The organism is Prevotella sp. MA2016 (assembly GCF_000619825.1).
Lineage (GTDB): Bacteria > Bacteroidota > Bacteroidia > Bacteroidales > Bacteroidaceae > Prevotella.
The window spans coordinates 122,630-137,459 of record NZ_JHUW01000012.1 but is presented as its reverse complement, the minus strand read 5'-3'; the positions used below and the strand labels follow the sequence as shown (position 1 = coordinate 137,459).

14 protein-coding genes are annotated in these 14,830 nt (G+C 46.7%); 5 read left to right on the top strand and 9 right to left on the bottom strand.

The features are described from left to right. The first annotated feature begins 52 nt into the window (after window positions 1-52). The 3 genes from T360_RS16555 to T360_RS0110140 are packed head-to-tail and all read left to right on the top strand — an operon-like array spanning window position 53 to window position 3,640. Window positions 53-1,327 (top strand): OmpA family protein, encoded by a 1,275-nt coding sequence (locus T360_RS16555; RefSeq protein ID WP_081772773.1) that lies wholly within the window; start codon window positions 53-55, stop codon window positions 1,325-1,327. A gap of 11 nt (window positions 1,328-1,338) precedes the next feature. Beyond that, complete coding sequence (locus tag T360_RS0110145; RefSeq protein WP_155949491.1) at window positions 1,339-2,940, top strand: hypothetical protein; 1,602 nt, start codon at window positions 1,339-1,341, stop codon at window positions 2,938-2,940. A 1-nt stretch (window position 2,941) separates the two neighbouring features. Further along, window positions 2,942-3,640 carry a hypothetical protein gene (locus tag T360_RS0110140; protein WP_051523508.1) on the top strand — a complete coding sequence of 233 codons (699 nt, stop codon included), beginning with the start codon at window positions 2,942-2,944 and terminating at the stop codon, window positions 3,638-3,640. Between the two features lie 54 nt (window positions 3,641-3,694). On the opposite strand, the gene T360_RS16640 is transcribed toward T360_RS0110140, so the two are convergent. The 5 genes from T360_RS16640 to T360_RS0110115 all read right to left on the bottom strand — a co-directional run bounded on the left by T360_RS16640 (window position 3,695) and on the right by T360_RS0110115 (window position 10,097). Then, window positions 3,695-3,796, bottom strand: coding sequence for a smalltalk protein (locus tag T360_RS16640; protein ID WP_155949489.1), 102 nt, complete (start codon window positions 3,794-3,796; stop codon window positions 3,695-3,697). 110 nt (window positions 3,797-3,906) lie between these two features. Next, a complete protein-coding gene (locus tag T360_RS0110130) occupies window positions 3,907-4,446 on the bottom strand; it encodes a hypothetical protein (protein ID WP_028912685.1) in 540 nt (179 codons plus the stop codon). 784 nt (window positions 4,447-5,230) lie between these two features. Beyond that, window positions 5,231-6,532, bottom strand: coding sequence for a histidine-type phosphatase (locus T360_RS0110125; protein WP_036929418.1), 1,302 nt, complete (start codon window positions 6,530-6,532; stop codon window positions 5,231-5,233). Then, window positions 6,529-7,848 carry a hypothetical protein gene (locus T360_RS0110120; protein ID WP_028912683.1) on the bottom strand — a complete coding sequence of 440 codons (1,320 nt, stop codon included), beginning with the start codon at window positions 7,846-7,848 and terminating at the stop codon, window positions 6,529-6,531. The genes T360_RS0110125 and T360_RS0110120 overlap by 4 nt, the downstream gene beginning before the upstream one ends. Window positions 7,849-7,925: 77 nt before the next feature. Beyond that, window positions 7,926-10,097 carry a TonB-dependent receptor gene (locus T360_RS0110115; protein WP_028912682.1) on the bottom strand — a complete coding sequence of 724 codons (2,172 nt, stop codon included), beginning with the start codon at window positions 10,095-10,097 and terminating at the stop codon, window positions 7,926-7,928. Window positions 10,098-10,228: 131 nt separating this feature from the next. Here T360_RS0110115 and T360_RS0110110 point away from each other — a divergent pair, with 131 nt between their 5' ends. Continuing rightward, a complete protein-coding gene (locus tag T360_RS0110110; protein ID WP_028912681.1) occupies window positions 10,229-10,951 on the top strand; it encodes a YjjG family noncanonical pyrimidine nucleotidase in 723 nt (240 codons plus the stop codon). Window positions 10,952-10,954: 3 nt separating this feature from the next. Here the strand turns inward: T360_RS0110110 and rny are convergent, their stop codons facing one another. From rny to T360_RS0110090, 4 genes are all read right to left on the bottom strand, one after another. Then, the gene (rny, locus tag T360_RS0110105; RefSeq protein ID WP_036929415.1) at window positions 10,955-12,496 is read right to left on the bottom strand and encodes a ribonuclease Y; all 1,542 of its coding nucleotides are present in this window, start codon (window positions 12,494-12,496) and stop codon (window positions 10,955-10,957) included. A gap of 28 nt (window positions 12,497-12,524) precedes the next feature. Further along, on the bottom strand, window positions 12,525-12,824 hold the full coding sequence (locus T360_RS0110100) for a cell division protein ZapA (protein ID WP_028912679.1): 300 nt from the start codon (window positions 12,822-12,824) through the stop codon (window positions 12,525-12,527). Between the two features lie 15 nt (window positions 12,825-12,839). Then, on the bottom strand, window positions 12,840-13,136 hold the full coding sequence (locus tag T360_RS0110095; protein ID WP_028912678.1) for a hypothetical protein: 297 nt from the start codon (window positions 13,134-13,136) through the stop codon (window positions 12,840-12,842). A gap of 84 nt (window positions 13,137-13,220) precedes the next feature. Next, window positions 13,221-13,841, bottom strand: coding sequence for a hypothetical protein (locus tag T360_RS0110090; protein ID WP_028912677.1), 621 nt, complete (start codon window positions 13,839-13,841; stop codon window positions 13,221-13,223). A 114-nt stretch (window positions 13,842-13,955) separates the two neighbouring features. Between T360_RS0110090 and rfbA the strand changes: the two genes are divergently transcribed. After that, window positions 13,956-14,828 carry a glucose-1-phosphate thymidylyltransferase RfbA gene (gene rfbA, locus T360_RS0110085; protein WP_028912676.1) on the top strand — a complete coding sequence of 291 codons (873 nt, stop codon included), beginning with the start codon at window positions 13,956-13,958 and terminating at the stop codon, window positions 14,826-14,828. Window positions 14,829-14,830: the final 2 nt, after the last annotated feature.

Genomic DNA, 14,830 nt, shown 5'->3' with positions numbered 1-14,830 from the left:
ATTTGCCCCAATCTAATCGTTAGCATTTTATTTATACTAAAACTAAAAGCTTATGAAAAAACTATTATTACTATTGTTGGCTATGGTTGCTTTTAGTGCAACGGCCGATGCGCAGGGCTTTCTTAAAAAGTTGAAGGACAAAGCCATCGAAAAAGCAAAAGACAAGATTGAGAACAAGGTTGAGCGCACCGTTGATAAGGAGATGGATGCAGTGCTCGACGGTAAAAAATCTGAGAAAACATCGAAAGCTAAAAAGCAAGCCGAGGATGCAGCCGAAGAGGTTGACGATACCCCCGATGCTGTTGCTCAGAATCAGAAGAGCGACTTTGTTCGTGGTAGTGTGATTCTGTTTAGCGACGACTTTGCTAACGAGCAGATGGGCGAGTTCCCCTCAAAGTGGGATGTGAGCGAAGGTAGCTTAGAAACAGCCTCTATTAGTGGCAAAAAGTATGCGCACAGTAATGCCCCCGACTCCAGATTCTCGCCGCTGATGGAGAATATGAAGTCGTACCTGCCCGATGTGTTCACCCTCGAGTGGGATGAGTTCTTCTGTAAGGCTGGCGAAATCCCCGATTTTCCGTTCGAGTTCTTGTTCTCTGATGCAAGTGGCAACCAGACCGGTCATATCTATATGCGATATCGCCCAGGTAACCCCGATTGTTACGGCAACTATACCTTTAAGAAAGGTGGTGGTGTCGATCAGAATGTTGGTGGCAGTTTAGATTGGGATCATTTAGCAAAATTTACCAAGGTAGGTCAGTGGAACCACTTTGCCATTTCGTTCAACAAGCGCGCCTTTAAATTCTACCTCAACGGTAATCGCATCATCAATCTGCCTAATGTAGCTGCCCCCGCTCGTTTCGAGTTCATTATCCAGGACGAGAATCCCTATCGAGGTGTAGCTAATGTGGTGCTTGCCAAAGGTGCTGTTGAGCTCTATCAGCGTCAGGCTACCGATCTCTCTGCCGTTGAGAAAGCCATTGCCGAAACGGGTAAGTTTGTTACCAATAACATCCTGTTCGAAACGGGTAAGGCTACGCTGAAGCCCGAGTCGATGGAAGAGATTCAGAAGGTGGCCGACTATATGAAGAAGAACCCCAGTGTGCGTTTCGAAGTGCAGGGCCATACCGATAATCAGGGCTCCGATAAAATCAACGATCCCCTTTCGCAGCAGCGTGCCGAGGCCGTTGTTAAAGCCCTCGCTCAGTTAGGTTGCGACGAGTTCAACCTCCGTGCCGTAGGCAAAGGCAGTCACGAACCCGTAGCTGACAACAAGACCGATGCCGGCCGCGCCCAGAACCGCCGTGTGGAGTTTATTAAGAAATAACAAGTACCGATATGAAAAAACACTTAGTAATGCTGGCTGCCTTGCTCATGATGGGCACAGCAGGCGCCAATGCTCAGGGATTTCTGGGCAAACTAAAACAAAAGGCACAGCAAGCCGTTATCGGTAAAAAAGCAACTGCCGAGATAAGCGAGGCTGTGCAGGACGAGAGCGATGAGCCTGCCGACCCATCTAAGTTGGCTGTGGCCGCTGGCGACGATATCGTGCCTAAGCGTAAAACCCCTACAGTTACGTGGGATGGAACCTTTACCCCCTCATCGGCCTCGTCGGCTTCGGCTTTGATGGCCGAGCTGCCACAGTTGCCATCGGCCGAGAAGATGGCCCGCAGCACCATGGAGGAGCGCGATGCCTATGCACTTAAGATAGCCCGCGTTGTGGCCCGTGCCGAGCAGTTGCAGGAGGGTGCCAACGGATGCTCCGATGCCGATATGGAAGCCCTGCGCCAAAAGTGGGAGCGCAAAGTGCAGGATATGTTTGGCCTTACCAAAGAGGAGATGGCTATCCTGAACGATGAGAACGCGCCCGACTCGAAGAAGGAGCCCATCCAGCAAAAAGTGATGGCTAAAATCATGGGTGGCAATGTTAACATGAGCGAGATGGAACGCTTTGAGAAGATGAGCGAGAAAGAGCAAGAGGCTTACATCAAGGCTCACCCCGATTTTGTACAGAAGATGCAGAAGATGGCCATGAATGCTGGCAACTTTAGCAAGCAGATGCAGCAAACTACAGGTGCCCTTACAGGCTATGAGGCTAAGGTGGGACAGCTGGCTCAAAACTTTGCTAAGGTGATTACGCGCGAGGCCAATCACGATTACAGTGCCATTGGCAAAAAGTACGATAGTAAGTTGCAGAAGCTTTACGAGCAGATATGTGGTATAGATGATGCAGCCAAGATTGATGCCCTTTATGATGAGGCCGATCATTTGCTGTACAACTATCGTTTAGAGGCTGCCAAGGAGTATCGCGCCTCGCTGCTGCGCCTGATTTCCGAGCACAAGAAGTTTGCTGCCGAATATACCCGCTTGTCGCGTGAGGTGGTTGCCAGTGGCGATCTGCCAGAATGTGCCATCGGTCGTGCCGACCTGAATAGCGTGATTGCCGTGGGCAACATCTTAGACCAGGCCTATAAGGATCTGCCCGAGCTGCAGGCATCGCCCGTTTGTCAGGAAACCGTCTACGAACTGCCAAAAGGCTGGACATTTGGTGCCTGGGAGTGCCGTGGCTACATTGGTGGCGTAAACGATTTTAAATCACCTGGTGGCAACTGGCCTTTGTTGGCCCAGAACGCTGAGGCTGGCGAGTATGCAGTAGTCGAGAATGGCAAGTTCCGCAAGATTAACGAGGATGAGCTGAAGGCCATTAATAAAAAGGCCGATGCCCGACTGAAGAAGGGCGCTAATTCAGGCACTAACCCACCTTATGGTGTTTATAAGAGTCGTAGTGGCAAGCGCGTTGTAGAGTACTCTAAAACGGGCGAGATTATCCTGAATGGTATGACCACCTACGCTCCAGCGGCCTTCACTGCTAACCCCGATCGTTTAGAGTGGATTATCTTCGATGAGGGTAAGATCGTAAAGTGTACTTACAAACTGTAAAATGGTAGGTTTGCGCTATCTCATACTGTGGTTGCTGCTCTTTATGGGCAGCACCACTGTTTTTTCCACACGTTATCAAAAAGTGTTTGGTAGCGATTGGACCTCGGCAGCACGTTATGTGGCCGATCACCACGCCGAGTGGCAGCAGGAGTTTGCGCCCTTTGGTGTGGATGCACGTTTGGCCGAGGCTATCGTGTTTCCAGAGCTTATCCGCTATTCCATGTGGCAGGACGAGATAGAGCGAGCCGCCGTTAATGGTCTTTATGTTACCAAAGGCAGTCAGGGTGCCGACTTCTCTATTGGTCGGTTCCAGATGAAACCCTCGTTTGCCGAGCAGGTAGAGCAGGCGTGGAACCGTTCTTCGTTATCCAAGCAATACGGCTTTGTGTTCAACCTGCAGCCCAACAACCAAGCCCGTCGCTCGCGCATTCGCCGACTCTCCACCATGCAAGGCCAGTGCCGTTATCTGGCCATTTTTATCTTGTTACAACAGCAGCGCCATCCCCAGTTGTCCCGTTTGTCGCACAAGGATCAGGTGCGATTCTTAGCCACCGCCTATAACCGCTCCTTTACCGCCTCCTATAGTCAGATACGCAAAATGCAGCACCACCGCCATTACCACACCGATGTTATCAAAACCCGCAGCACCCGCCTTTACTGCTATGCCGATATCGCCGTAGCGTATTACAATCAAATATAGAGCTCACAGACCATGCTGTGGGCTCTATCTCTTTTAATGGTTAATGGTTGTTGTTCAACCTGCCATGCAACTTGTCGCGCCTAGGGCCGTTACAATCGCTGTTGCGATACTGGCAATCATCTGTACGATAAACTTTAATGTTTCTTTCTTTGTCATAATGGTTAATTTTTAATGGTTATTACTCAATGGTCAATGTTCTTCGACATGCGAAGCGGCAAAGCCGATTACAATGGTTAATGGATAGGGTGGGGCCTTAGCCCCAACCCTTAGTCTCCGTTAGGCCCGTCGTCGTAGCCACCGCCGCCAGTGTTTCCACCGGTATTGCCACCGGTATTGCCGCCCTGGCTGCTACCACCGCCGTTGGTTGTCTTTTCACCATCGCCGCTCAGCAGGCTCTCGGCATTCACAAACTCGGCTTTCTTCAGGAACTCACGACTTGAGATGTTCATCTCCTGCTCCTGCTCAGGCATGAATCGGATGTGGAGAGCCTTCAGGTTCTTACCCACATTAAACTCCTCCTTCTTGGGAGCACCGCCGGGCTCATTCTCCAGGGTGGTGAAGAAGGTACCCAGACCGTCGATCTTCACTCGCTTGCTCTCCAGAAGCATCTCAACCAGGCAGCTACGGAACTTCTCCAGCACACCAAATACTACATCCTGCGTATAAACGCTACCGTGCTCGCTGATGTGCTTTGCCAGCTTGCGGGTGTTCAGGGTTTCAATACTCTTGCTGTGGGCGAACCACTTGCCAAATACCTGCGACTTGTTGTTCTTATTCTGTCGCAACTCATAAAAAATCTTTGCCATACTCTAATACGTTTTTAATTTTAATGGTTAATACTAATGTTAATTACTCTCGTGTGTCTCAATCCACGTGTGTACTTTGTTTCTTTTTGACGATGCAAAGGTACAAATAAAAACGATGCGCTCCAAACCTTTTTAAAGTTATTCCTTGAGTTTTTCTGGAATGTTAAAATGTAAAGAAATAATCTATTGAGAATATGTCCCTATATATACTATCTTTATAATACTACCTTACCATCTATGAGAAAGTTCGCCAATACCCACAAAATTCTCGTGAACTATCCACCAGATTCTGACGTATCGCTCAAAACACCCTATTTTGCAGGGTAGGGACGAACGCAGGTACGCAGGTACATTTTGTAAAATCAAGTGACGCCCACCAATACTATATCTCTTTTATATAATTTATATATATTATAATATATATAAATTTAAATATATAATATAGAATATATTGCATTCTACATCCCTGCACGTTCGAACAAGCAAATGTACCTGCGTACCTGCGTTCGTCCATGCACTTCCCTAAAGAAGTTGAATGATTTTTAACTTAACCATCCCATAGGTTGAATGCTCGTTTGGTACCTTAGCCGAACGCAGGTACGCAGGTACATTTAGGAAAATGTAAAAATGAGAAAATTAAAAAATGGAAGTATTGAACAGATAGTACAGTTAAACAGTAAAGCAAACCTCTCCGAGCATTTTGTGCTCGGGGAGTTCACCAGGAGCAAGTATCCTGCGTAGAAAAGTGGCGTTTTTACAAGCGTAGTATAAATGATATAAGCAGTTATTGCTTATAGGCGGCGAGTTTGTTGAGGCAGTACTGGCGGAAGTCGGACCAGTGGTAGTAGGGGGCACAGTCGGTGGGAATAGGCAGGGTAGCCTCGGCCTCATTGAGTAGCACTTTTATGAGCACATCTTTGTCTTTCGGATTGTTGCGGTAGAAGATAAACTGTAGATTAGATCCCATTGGGAATACACTACTGCACCACCATCCATGCGCCTCAAGCTCATTGAGGTTGTCGGTAGCAAAATCGTAACCATTTACACCAATAAGACATACTAATGGTAGCAGTACTGTTTCGTGTCCGAAGCGAAGCTGTGCGCCTGGCTCGGAGAGCTTGATACAGCTATCGGCATCGGCAATAAGTTGCCTGAGCAAATGGCGCTGACTGTAGGGCTGACGGCCTCCATTAAGCTTGCAGGCACCATGCTGTATATACCATAGCGCGTTATCTGCTTGCCACATGCGATAGAATTCGTCTGTGTTGAATATCTTGATAAGGTGCTGATTGCGGTTATAGCTGATGTTGTCCTGAAACAGGGCCATCTTCATGAGATAGTAGTTGAAGTACTCTTCATCCACAAATTCCTTAACGATGTCGGGGTTCTTGAAAATAAGCTCCATCAGTCGGCTATTGCTCATGAGGGGCTTGGTGTAGTCGTCATAAGCTTTCTGAGCCTCGGGTGTCATATAGCCTTTTCGTAATTGTTTGTCCTGATGGTTCATGTAGAACTGAGTGCGACCAGATGCCTGCATGCTGATTTTAAGTTGTGGGCATGCCTGTAACATTTGTGCTGCTTGACAACCCATCGATTCGATGCAACGAGGCACGGTGGTGCTGATGGCTGTGACGCGAGCTCCTGCATGAAGAACCTCGGGGAAACGCTCAACCATGCGTTTTCCGATATTTTGCATCTGTCGCTTACCATAGCCTGTAAGTTCGCCCCAGCGATTTTCTGTGTCGCGCATAATTTGGTTCATTTCATGGAGCACTCTTTGCCCTTCCGTTGTTAGTTCGTCAAGACTGTCAGCGCGTTGCATCATGATGTAAGGGGTGTCGTAGCCAATACGGTTACTGATGTAGCGTGAACCATGCCGACCATAGTGTGATATGTAAAAAGGCTTCTTATCCTTCGGAGCAGGAGTGAGCACGCTACTAACTGAGTCGGGATAGGTGTCATAGTTGCACGAAGCATAGGTAGGGTGTTGTTTGATAATATCCCTAACGGTTTGTGCAGATACCGTGAATAGTGAACAACAGACAGCAATCACTACTGTTGCGATGCGTGTAATATGCCGTGTCATTTCTTCTGAGCTTTAAAGTTAAACCTTCGATTTTCGTAGCGATACAACTTGCGCAGATAGTAGCGCTTTACGTCGGTCCAATGGTAGTATGGAGCACAGTCGGTTTGGATAGGTAAGCGTGTTTCCTGTCCATTGAGTAGTACCTTGACTAACACATCGGGATCGCCAGGCTGATTACGATAGTGTATCATCTCGATGCTGCCGCCAAGTGGTGCGATGCGGTAGTTTACCCATCCGTAAGCCTCGAGCGAATCGAGGTTGTCTGTATGAAGACCGTGCCCATTGAGATCCATTAAGCATGCCAGGCTCATTACCACATCTGCATTGGTGTAGCGAAGGTGCATCATCGGTGTTTTGCGTGATATCACACTGTCGCCCATGTGTATCATATTACGTAGTACGGCGCGCTGCAAGTAAGGTTGATAACCGCCATTAAGTGTACAACCACCATAGCAGATATAATGCCAAGCATTCTGCTTGCGCCACTGCATGTGTATCTCTTCGGGGGTGAAAATATCCCAAAGTGTCATACGCCCCACCAGATTAGTGTTCTGCACATTGCCGGCAAGAATGAATAACTGGCGTGTAAGTTTGGTTGCGTCAATATTGTTGAGCACGTAGCTTTGGTCGTTGAATAGTGATGACATGAGACGAGCATCACTCGAGTTGAGCATGCAGAAACGGTCATAATTAATTTGTGTGAGCGAATCGACGCGCTGAGCTGTGAGTTCGGCATCCGATGGTGCCATGAACTTCATTTCCTGAAGCGATGCCTTACTGCGCATGATGATAGGTTGCTTCATGGACGATAGCTGCAATAATCCCTCTTGCATGGTCATGATGCAGCGATTTTCTACAATGCTACGTACGCTAAAATATCCATTTGTGGTAAATACTTCTGGGAATCGCTTTACCATCTGCTCTATTAACTCGCGGCTCTGTTTGGCACCTGTAGGGGTCAGCTCGCCATTACGCTGGTGAGCATCTCGCTTCAATTGGCCCACTCTGCGCAATACGTCCTGCCCAAGTTTGGTGAGTTTTCCTTGCTTGTTAGCCTTGGCAAGCGTGAGATAGGTATCTGTGTAGTAGTCACCTTTATCAAGGTAGTACGAACCAGGGCATCCATAATGATTAATATAGAATGGCTTCTTTCCACCTGGTGCAGGGGTGTCTTTAGGCATTTTTCCTGCATGGCGGGCATAAAACATGCCAGCTGCACGGTTAACATCTTCCTGCAACTCCTCGTTGACAGATTGTGCCTTTGCAACCGAGGATATCATTGCCACCGTAGCTAAGAGGATAATAATTTTCTTCATTGCTGTTGATAATGATGATTCCATCGGTTGCAAAGTTACACTTTTTTTATAGAATAACAAAATTACTTACTGTTTTTCTACATAATTTCCACAGGGATAACTATTTTAATTGTGATGTTACGCCCCATGTTGTACACACCGTGGCGGCCAGTTACATTATTAATGTCGGCATATTTTAAGCGGTTCAAGTGACTCTGATAGGCATTGTTGAGCAAATTGTCGGCTGTGATATAGAGCTCGGCTACTTTTTTGCGATTTAGCTGAATATCTGTGCCTGCCGATAGTCCAATAAGGGCATAAGCAGGTGTGGCAGTCTCGGTGTCGTCGGCACTATAAATATGCGACTGGCGTAGAAAACAGTCGAGATTTGCAGCGATATAGAGATTATTGAGCAGCGAACGATGAGGGGTGTGGTTGCTGTGATGATGCATCACGGTGCTATGAGAGTGATGTTGCAACTCCCACTTCAACTCTGACGACCATCGTGGCGCAGGGGTGAAAGGAATATACTTGGTGCTGGCTGCCTGATGCAGTAAGCGAGCATTAACCATTGAGAACGTGTTGGAGAAATGGACAGAGTGAATTGGGTGGATATCAACACCAGCCTCGAAACCAGCCAAACGAGCATCGCCTTGTGTAAAGGCGTATGTCAGGTAACCCTCTTCTATCTCCTGTGGGATTCGGTGGGTATAGATATAATTGTTGATATGGTTGGCAAATAGGGATAGCTGTGCTGATACGTATTGCGAGGTGAAGTCAAGACCTAAGTCGGCTTGCAAACTGTATTCGGCCTTGAGCTGCTGTGAGCCCAGTTCGTAGCGAATGGATCCTTCGTGTACACCATTGCTGGCCAGTTCGCTCATGTTGGGGGTGCGGAAACCACGAGCAAGGTTCATACGCAGGTTGAAATGCTCATTGATGTTGCAAACAGCTCCGATGCTTCCTGTAAAGCCATTAAAGTGGCGTGTGAAGTCGTTAAATCGCCACTCGTCTTCTTCTAGCAGTGCATCTCCATGCAGTCTGCGATGGTCATAACGCACACCGCCATTCAGGGTCCAGTGTTCGTTTATACTCTTGGAGGCTGTTGCATATATACCAAAGTCGAATAGGCGATAATCGGGAATGAGAAACTCTTCGCCCTTATTGACTGAACGTTGAAACATGCCACCAACGCCTGTAGATACTTTCCATCCGTTGAATTCGTGGGTGAGGTAGCGGATATCGTAAGTGAGCGTATGAAGTTTGAAGTAGAGTTCATATTCATCCATCTCTTCTTCGAACTCTTGTCGGCGGTTCTGCTGATAGCCGATGATGGTTTTCAGATAGCCGTTAGCTAGGTTGAACGAGTTGTTCCATACCAACTTATAATGCTTAACCTGCTGGAAAGGTAAGGCTTTGCTGTAGGTTTTAACGTTGTCGGTAGTGCATTCCAGATCGCCTGTTTCTGGGTCGCGCTCACCTTCAACAATGCTTGGCGTCAGGTGGTAGGCAGTCCAAGTGAGTCGTGATTGGCCCCAACTTTTGTTCAGACCGAGCATTAAGCGTCCTGCGCGCTCAGCAAACTGAGAACCAGGCACATAGCCGTCATACTTATTTTTATATGCATGTGCCATTTTTTGACTGTAGCGGGCATCCCATACAAAGCCGTGCTGATTTCCTGCTGCTGAAAGATTGTAGCCAAACAGACCGTTGTTAGTTTGATATTCACTGCTTATATTGGCACGGATGGTTCCTTCGGGCATCATTGCTTGGGGGTGCAGGATGATTACACCGGCCATAGCATCCGAACCGTACATGAGTGAGGCGGGACCTTTGAGAATCTCAACAGAGTTTACGCTACTTCCATCAACCTCGATGCCGTGTTCGTCGCCCCATTGCTGACCCTCCTGGCGAACTCCTTCGCTCATTACTACTACACGGTTGTAGCCTAATCCACGGATGATGGGTTTAGAGATGCTGCCACCGGTATTGAGCTGACTGATGCCTGGTTGATGTGCTATGGCATCAATAATATTTGTAGCGGCTGTGGCTTTAAGAATTTGTGGTGTTATCAGACTTACGGGAGCAGTTGCGTGCTTCAGTTTCGTGTCGCCGGTTACACCAGTGACAGTTAATTCATTCAGTTCTAGATGACGGAAGAAGATATCTGTAGAGTCTTCCTGATGGTGATTGTGTGTTGAGATGTGATCCTGAGCTGCCATTGAGGTGCATATACACAACAATAACAGAATGATATATTTTGAATTCATCTTATAATTGTTTTAATTTGTTTAAATATAAAATATGTAGCGTGCTATAACAATCGAAACAGTTGCAAAATTAGTAATAAAAACTTAAACCGCCGTTCTTTTTTGTTTTTTTTTAGTATTTTTGCACGCGTATGGAAAAAAATAAATTGTATAGAGATTTGTTTATTGATTTCGATGATACGCTTTACGACACGCATGGCAATTGTGATTTGTCAATTCGTGAAACGTTTGAGTATTACCGATTGGAGCGTTATTTTGATAATCCACAAGTGTTTTACGATGCTTATTGGGAAGCAAATATCGCCCTTTGGAGCCGCTACTCGAAAGGTGAGATTACACGCGACTTCCTGATTGTGGAGCGATTCCGCCGTCCACTGAGTGTAGGGATGGGAGATGCTGCTACCGAGGAGTATTGTCTGAAGATGAGCGATAAGTTTTTAGAGTTATGCAGCAGTAAGCCGGGCACGGTGAAGGGAGCTCATGAACTGATGCAGTACTTGCGCGAGAAAGGGTATCGTATGCATATGACTAGCAATGGTTTTCATGAGGTTCAGTATAAAAAACTGGCTGCCTGCGGCTTGCGCGATTATTTTGATACGATTGTGCTGAGCGAGGATGCGGGTGCAAACAAACCTGCGCAAGCCTATTTTGACTATGCCTTTAAAAAGACAGGTGCAGATCCTGAAACAACGCTGATGATAGGTGATAACCTGCAAACAGACATTAAAGGCGCCATGTCGGCAGGTATTGATGCGCTGCTGTTTAACCGCTGGGGATACGATATAAAAAGTGGAGACCCTGAGGCCCCCACTTACATAGTATCTGACTTACTTGATATCAAACAGATAATTTAAAGATTACTTGGCGTAAGCCACAGAACGTGTTTCGCGGATAACGGTAATCTTTACCTGACCTGGATAGGTCATCTCGTTCTGAATCTTTGTTGCAATATCGGCGCTGAGGGCTTCGCTCTCGGCGTCGTTCATCTTGTCGGCACCTACAATCACGCGGAGCTCGCGACCAGCCTGGATGGCGTAGGTCTTGGTAACACCGGGATAGCTCATAGCGATAGCCTCGAGGTCATTCAAGCGCTTGATATAAGCCTCTACAATCTCGCGGCGTGCGCCAGGACGTGCACCTGAGATGGCATCGCAGACCTGTACGATAGGAGCCAGCAGTGTCTGCATCTCCATTTCGTCGTGGTGAGCACCGATAGCATTGCAGATATCGGGCTTCTCCTTGAACTTCTCAGCAATCTTGGCACCGTAGATAGCGTGTGGCAACTCGCTCTCCTCATCGGGCACTTTACCGATATCGTGCAGCAGTCCTGCGCGTTTAGCCTTCTTAGGATTCAAGCCAAGTTCGCTAGCCATTACTGCGCAAAGGTTGGCAGTTTCGCGTGCGTGCTGCAGCAAATTCTGTCCGTATGAAGAACGGTATTTCATCTTACCAATGATGCGGATAAGCTCTGGGTGCAAACCATGTACGCCCAAGTCGATAGCAGTGCGCTTACCAGTCTCGATAATCTCGTTGTCGAGCTGCTTCTTAACCTTGGCTACAACCTCCTCGATGCGTGCAGGGTGGATACGTCCGTCGCTAACCAACTGGTGGAGTGCCAGACGGCAAACCTCGCGGCGAACAGGATCAAAACCAGAGATAACGATGGCCTCAGGAGTGTCGTCAACCACAATTTCAACACCTGCAGCTGCCTCAAGAGCACGAATATTTCGACCTTCACGACCAATGATGCGACCCTTTACCTCATCGTTCTCGATGTGGAACACACTTACAGAGTTCTCAATGGCTGTTTCAGTGGCTACGCGCTGAATGGTCTGTATCACAATCTTCTTTGCCTGAGCATTGGCATTGAGCTTAGCCTCGTCCATAATCTCGTTGATGTAGCTAGCTGCGGCAGTCTTGGCCTCGTCCTTCATCGACTCTATCAGACGGTTCTTAGCGTCTTCGGCACTCAAACCAGATACCTCTTCGAGCTTTTCACGCTCTTTGAGCTGCATCTTTTCCAGTTCGTCGGCCTTAACAGCCAGCAGTTTCTTCTCGTTGTCGATACGCTGCTGCTGGTTGTCGAGTTCGTTCTTGCGGCGACCCAGTTCTTCCTGGCGCTGGTTGAGTGAAATCTCGCGCTGCTTCAGCTTGTTCTCACTTTGCTGGATGTGCTGGTTGCGCTGCTGCACCTCCTTCTCCAGCTCGCTCTTCTTGTTGATAAACTTTTCCTTTACCTCAAGAAGCTTTTTCTCTTTGATGACGTCAGCCTGCTTTGTGGCTGTGTCAATCATTTCATTGTATTTCCCCTTAAGAACGTAGCGGAATACAAGATATCCACAGACTCCTCCTAAAGCGAGGGCGCCTGCGGCGATCAGTAGTACAATAATAATATCCATATATAATCTATGTTAAAAAATAATATTCTCACTTAAGGGCTTCTTCAATTTCAGAAGTCAACTTAGTGAGAACACTATTATAGGGATCAGTGTCGTTGTTGCCAAGTTCACGCTCATACATAAGGGCGATATCAATCAGCGTCATCAGCGCAATTGTGTGCTCGCCTTTCTTACCCTTATATGCCTGAGAATAGGCATTATAACGGTCTGTGATGAGTTTGGCTGCCTTGCGATAGAATTCTTCGTCGGAACGCTTAATGGTTACTTCGATTTCTTCGTCATAGACGTGCAACCTGATATGTAGTTTCTCGTTATTCACTTCTGTCATTGTGGGCACCTTGATTTATTGTTCGTCGCTCAGAATGGCGATGCATTTATTCACGTTACGTATCATCCTGTTGACGCGGTTCTTTGCGCTTTCCAGGTCGCCGTCGGTGATTTGCATCATTTTTGCCATCTTCAGTGAATTGTAATCATTGTTCGCCTGAGTCAGTTTGGCTTGCAGGTCGGCTATCTCCTGTTTATCGTTTTCAATCTGCGCAAGAAGGCCTTCATTCTCCTTTTTCAATTGCTTGAAGTGGAGAATCATCTGCCTTACACGCGTCTCGAACGCCAATAATCTCTGATCGTTTGAACTCATGATTTAACTATTTGGTGTACAAAGTTATATAATTTCTATTTTAAAGAATAGCCTTACAATTATCTTTTAAGAAATTTTAAACTTTTACTTCTCGTCTTGTGCAGGCTTTGGCTCTTTCTTTGCCAGCATAACAACCTTGAATACGAAGTCGGTAACCCACTTTTGTGAGAAACCTAATCGGCGGTTATACTCGCGCACAGCTACTACACTTTTCAGTACGGCAGGGTCGGTAAAGTCGTTTTTATTAAAGATATCGTTAACCGTTTTTTCGGTCATGGTGTAGAGTGCTTTCTTCATGAATCCAGGCAGGCGGAGCTTAAACTTCATCAGGTTGCCAGTAAGCATCATGATGTCCTGAGTGAATCCCTGAAACTGAAGCAGATAGGTCTGAGCATCCTGCATTTTCTTGCAGCGCTTGCGCAGGCTTGAGTCGATTTCTTTGAAGAATTCATCGTCCATGCCGTACATGGATTTAAGCATGTTTTTGCAACGACTGCGTTCGCCAACACCTAATTTGTTGTTGACTGTTGGAACCTTGAGTGTGGTTTTAAACACACGGAGGTCGGGTAGTGCGGCCAGGTTTGCGATACCCAAGTCAGCTGCCATGGCAGCCTGAAAGTACACGCGGATCAGCGTCATGAAATCTTCCATGCCGCCAACCTTCTGTTCGTCCTTATTGCCAAATAATTTATTCCAAAATCCCATAAATATCTTACTTTTAATTAAAATCGGTTGCAAAGTTAGTGTTTTTTTTTTAATTTCGTGTAATTCGTGCTTATTATTTATTATCTTTGCACCAAAAATAAAATTTAACAACGTATGAAAGGAATTGTTTTAGCAGGTGGTTCAGGTACTCGCCTTTATCCAATAACCAAAGGAATCAGTAAACAGCTGATCCCGATTTTTGATAAACCAATGATTTATTATCCTATTTCGGCACTGATGCTGGCAGGTATCCGTGAGATATTGATTATTTCAACGCCTTACGACTTGCCAGGTTTCAAACGCTTGTTAGGCGACGGGTCGGATTATGGTGTACGTTTTGAGTATGCCGAGCAGCCTTCACCCGACGGATTAGCGCAGGCGTTTATAATAGGTGAGAAGTTTATTGGTGATGACAGTGCTTGTTTGGTGCTGGGTGATAATATTTTCTATGGTTCAGGCTTTACAGGACTGCTGAAAGAGAGTGTAGAGAATGCCGAAAAGCATGGGCTTGCTACAGTATTCGGTTATTATGTAAATGATCCGGAGCGTTATGGTGTGGCAGAGTTTGATGCGAATGGTAACTGTTTGAGCATAGAAGAGAAACCTGCAAATCCTAAGTCGAATTATGCGGTTGTAGGTTTGTATTTCTATCCTAACAGTGTGGTTGACATTGCGAAGCATATCAAACCATCTGCTCGTGGCGAATTAGAGATTACCACCGTTAACCAGGAATATCTGGCCCAGAAGAAACTGAAAGTGCAGACGCTGCAGCGCGGCTTTGCTTGGCTCGATACGGGTACGCACGACTCGCTTTCTGAGGCTTCTACTTTTATCGAGGTTATCGAGAAGCGCCAAGGTTTGAAGGTGGCTTGTTTGGAGGAGATAGCTTACAAGCGCGGCTGGATTACAAAAGAAAAGCTGGCTGAGTTGGCCAAACCCATGGCTAAGAATGATTATGGTAAATATCTTTTGAACTTGGTGAAATAAAG

Excerpts from the sequence above, each read along its gene's own strand:
- T360_RS16555 (WP_081772773.1), top strand. The coding sequence starts at position 53 with ATGAAAAAACTATTATTACTATTGTTGGCTATGGTTGCTTTTAGTGCA.
- T360_RS0110145 (WP_155949491.1), top strand. The coding sequence starts at position 1,339 with ATGAAAAAACACTTAGTAATGCTGGCTGCCTTGCTCATGATGGGCACA.
- T360_RS0110140 (WP_051523508.1), top strand. The coding sequence starts at position 2,942 with ATGGTAGGTTTGCGCTATCTCATACTGTGGTTGCTGCTCTTTATGGGC.
- T360_RS16640 (WP_155949489.1), bottom strand. The coding sequence starts at position 3,796 with ATGACAAAGAAAGAAACATTAAAGTTTATCGTACAGATGATTGCCAGT.
- T360_RS0110130 (WP_028912685.1), bottom strand. The coding sequence starts at position 4,446 with ATGGCAAAGATTTTTTATGAGTTGCGACAGAATAAGAACAACAAGTCG.
- T360_RS0110125 (WP_036929418.1), bottom strand. The coding sequence starts at position 6,532 with ATGACACGGCATATTACACGCATCGCAACAGTAGTGATTGCTGTCTGT.
- T360_RS0110120 (WP_028912683.1), bottom strand. The coding sequence starts at position 7,848 with ATGAAGAAAATTATTATCCTCTTAGCTACGGTGGCAATGATATCCTCG.
- T360_RS0110115 (WP_028912682.1), bottom strand. The coding sequence starts at position 10,097 with ATGAATTCAAAATATATCATTCTGTTATTGTTGTGTATATGCACCTCA.
- T360_RS0110110 (WP_028912681.1), top strand. The coding sequence starts at position 10,229 with ATGGAAAAAAATAAATTGTATAGAGATTTGTTTATTGATTTCGATGAT.
- rny (WP_036929415.1), bottom strand. The coding sequence starts at position 12,496 with ATGGATATTATTATTGTACTACTGATCGCCGCAGGCGCCCTCGCTTTA.
- T360_RS0110100 (WP_028912679.1), bottom strand. The coding sequence starts at position 12,824 with ATGACAGAAGTGAATAACGAGAAACTACATATCAGGTTGCACGTCTAT.
- T360_RS0110095 (WP_028912678.1), bottom strand. The coding sequence starts at position 13,136 with ATGAGTTCAAACGATCAGAGATTATTGGCGTTCGAGACGCGTGTAAGG.
- T360_RS0110090 (WP_028912677.1), bottom strand. The coding sequence starts at position 13,841 with ATGGGATTTTGGAATAAATTATTTGGCAATAAGGACGAACAGAAGGTT.
- rfbA (WP_028912676.1), top strand. The coding sequence starts at position 13,956 with ATGAAAGGAATTGTTTTAGCAGGTGGTTCAGGTACTCGCCTTTATCCA.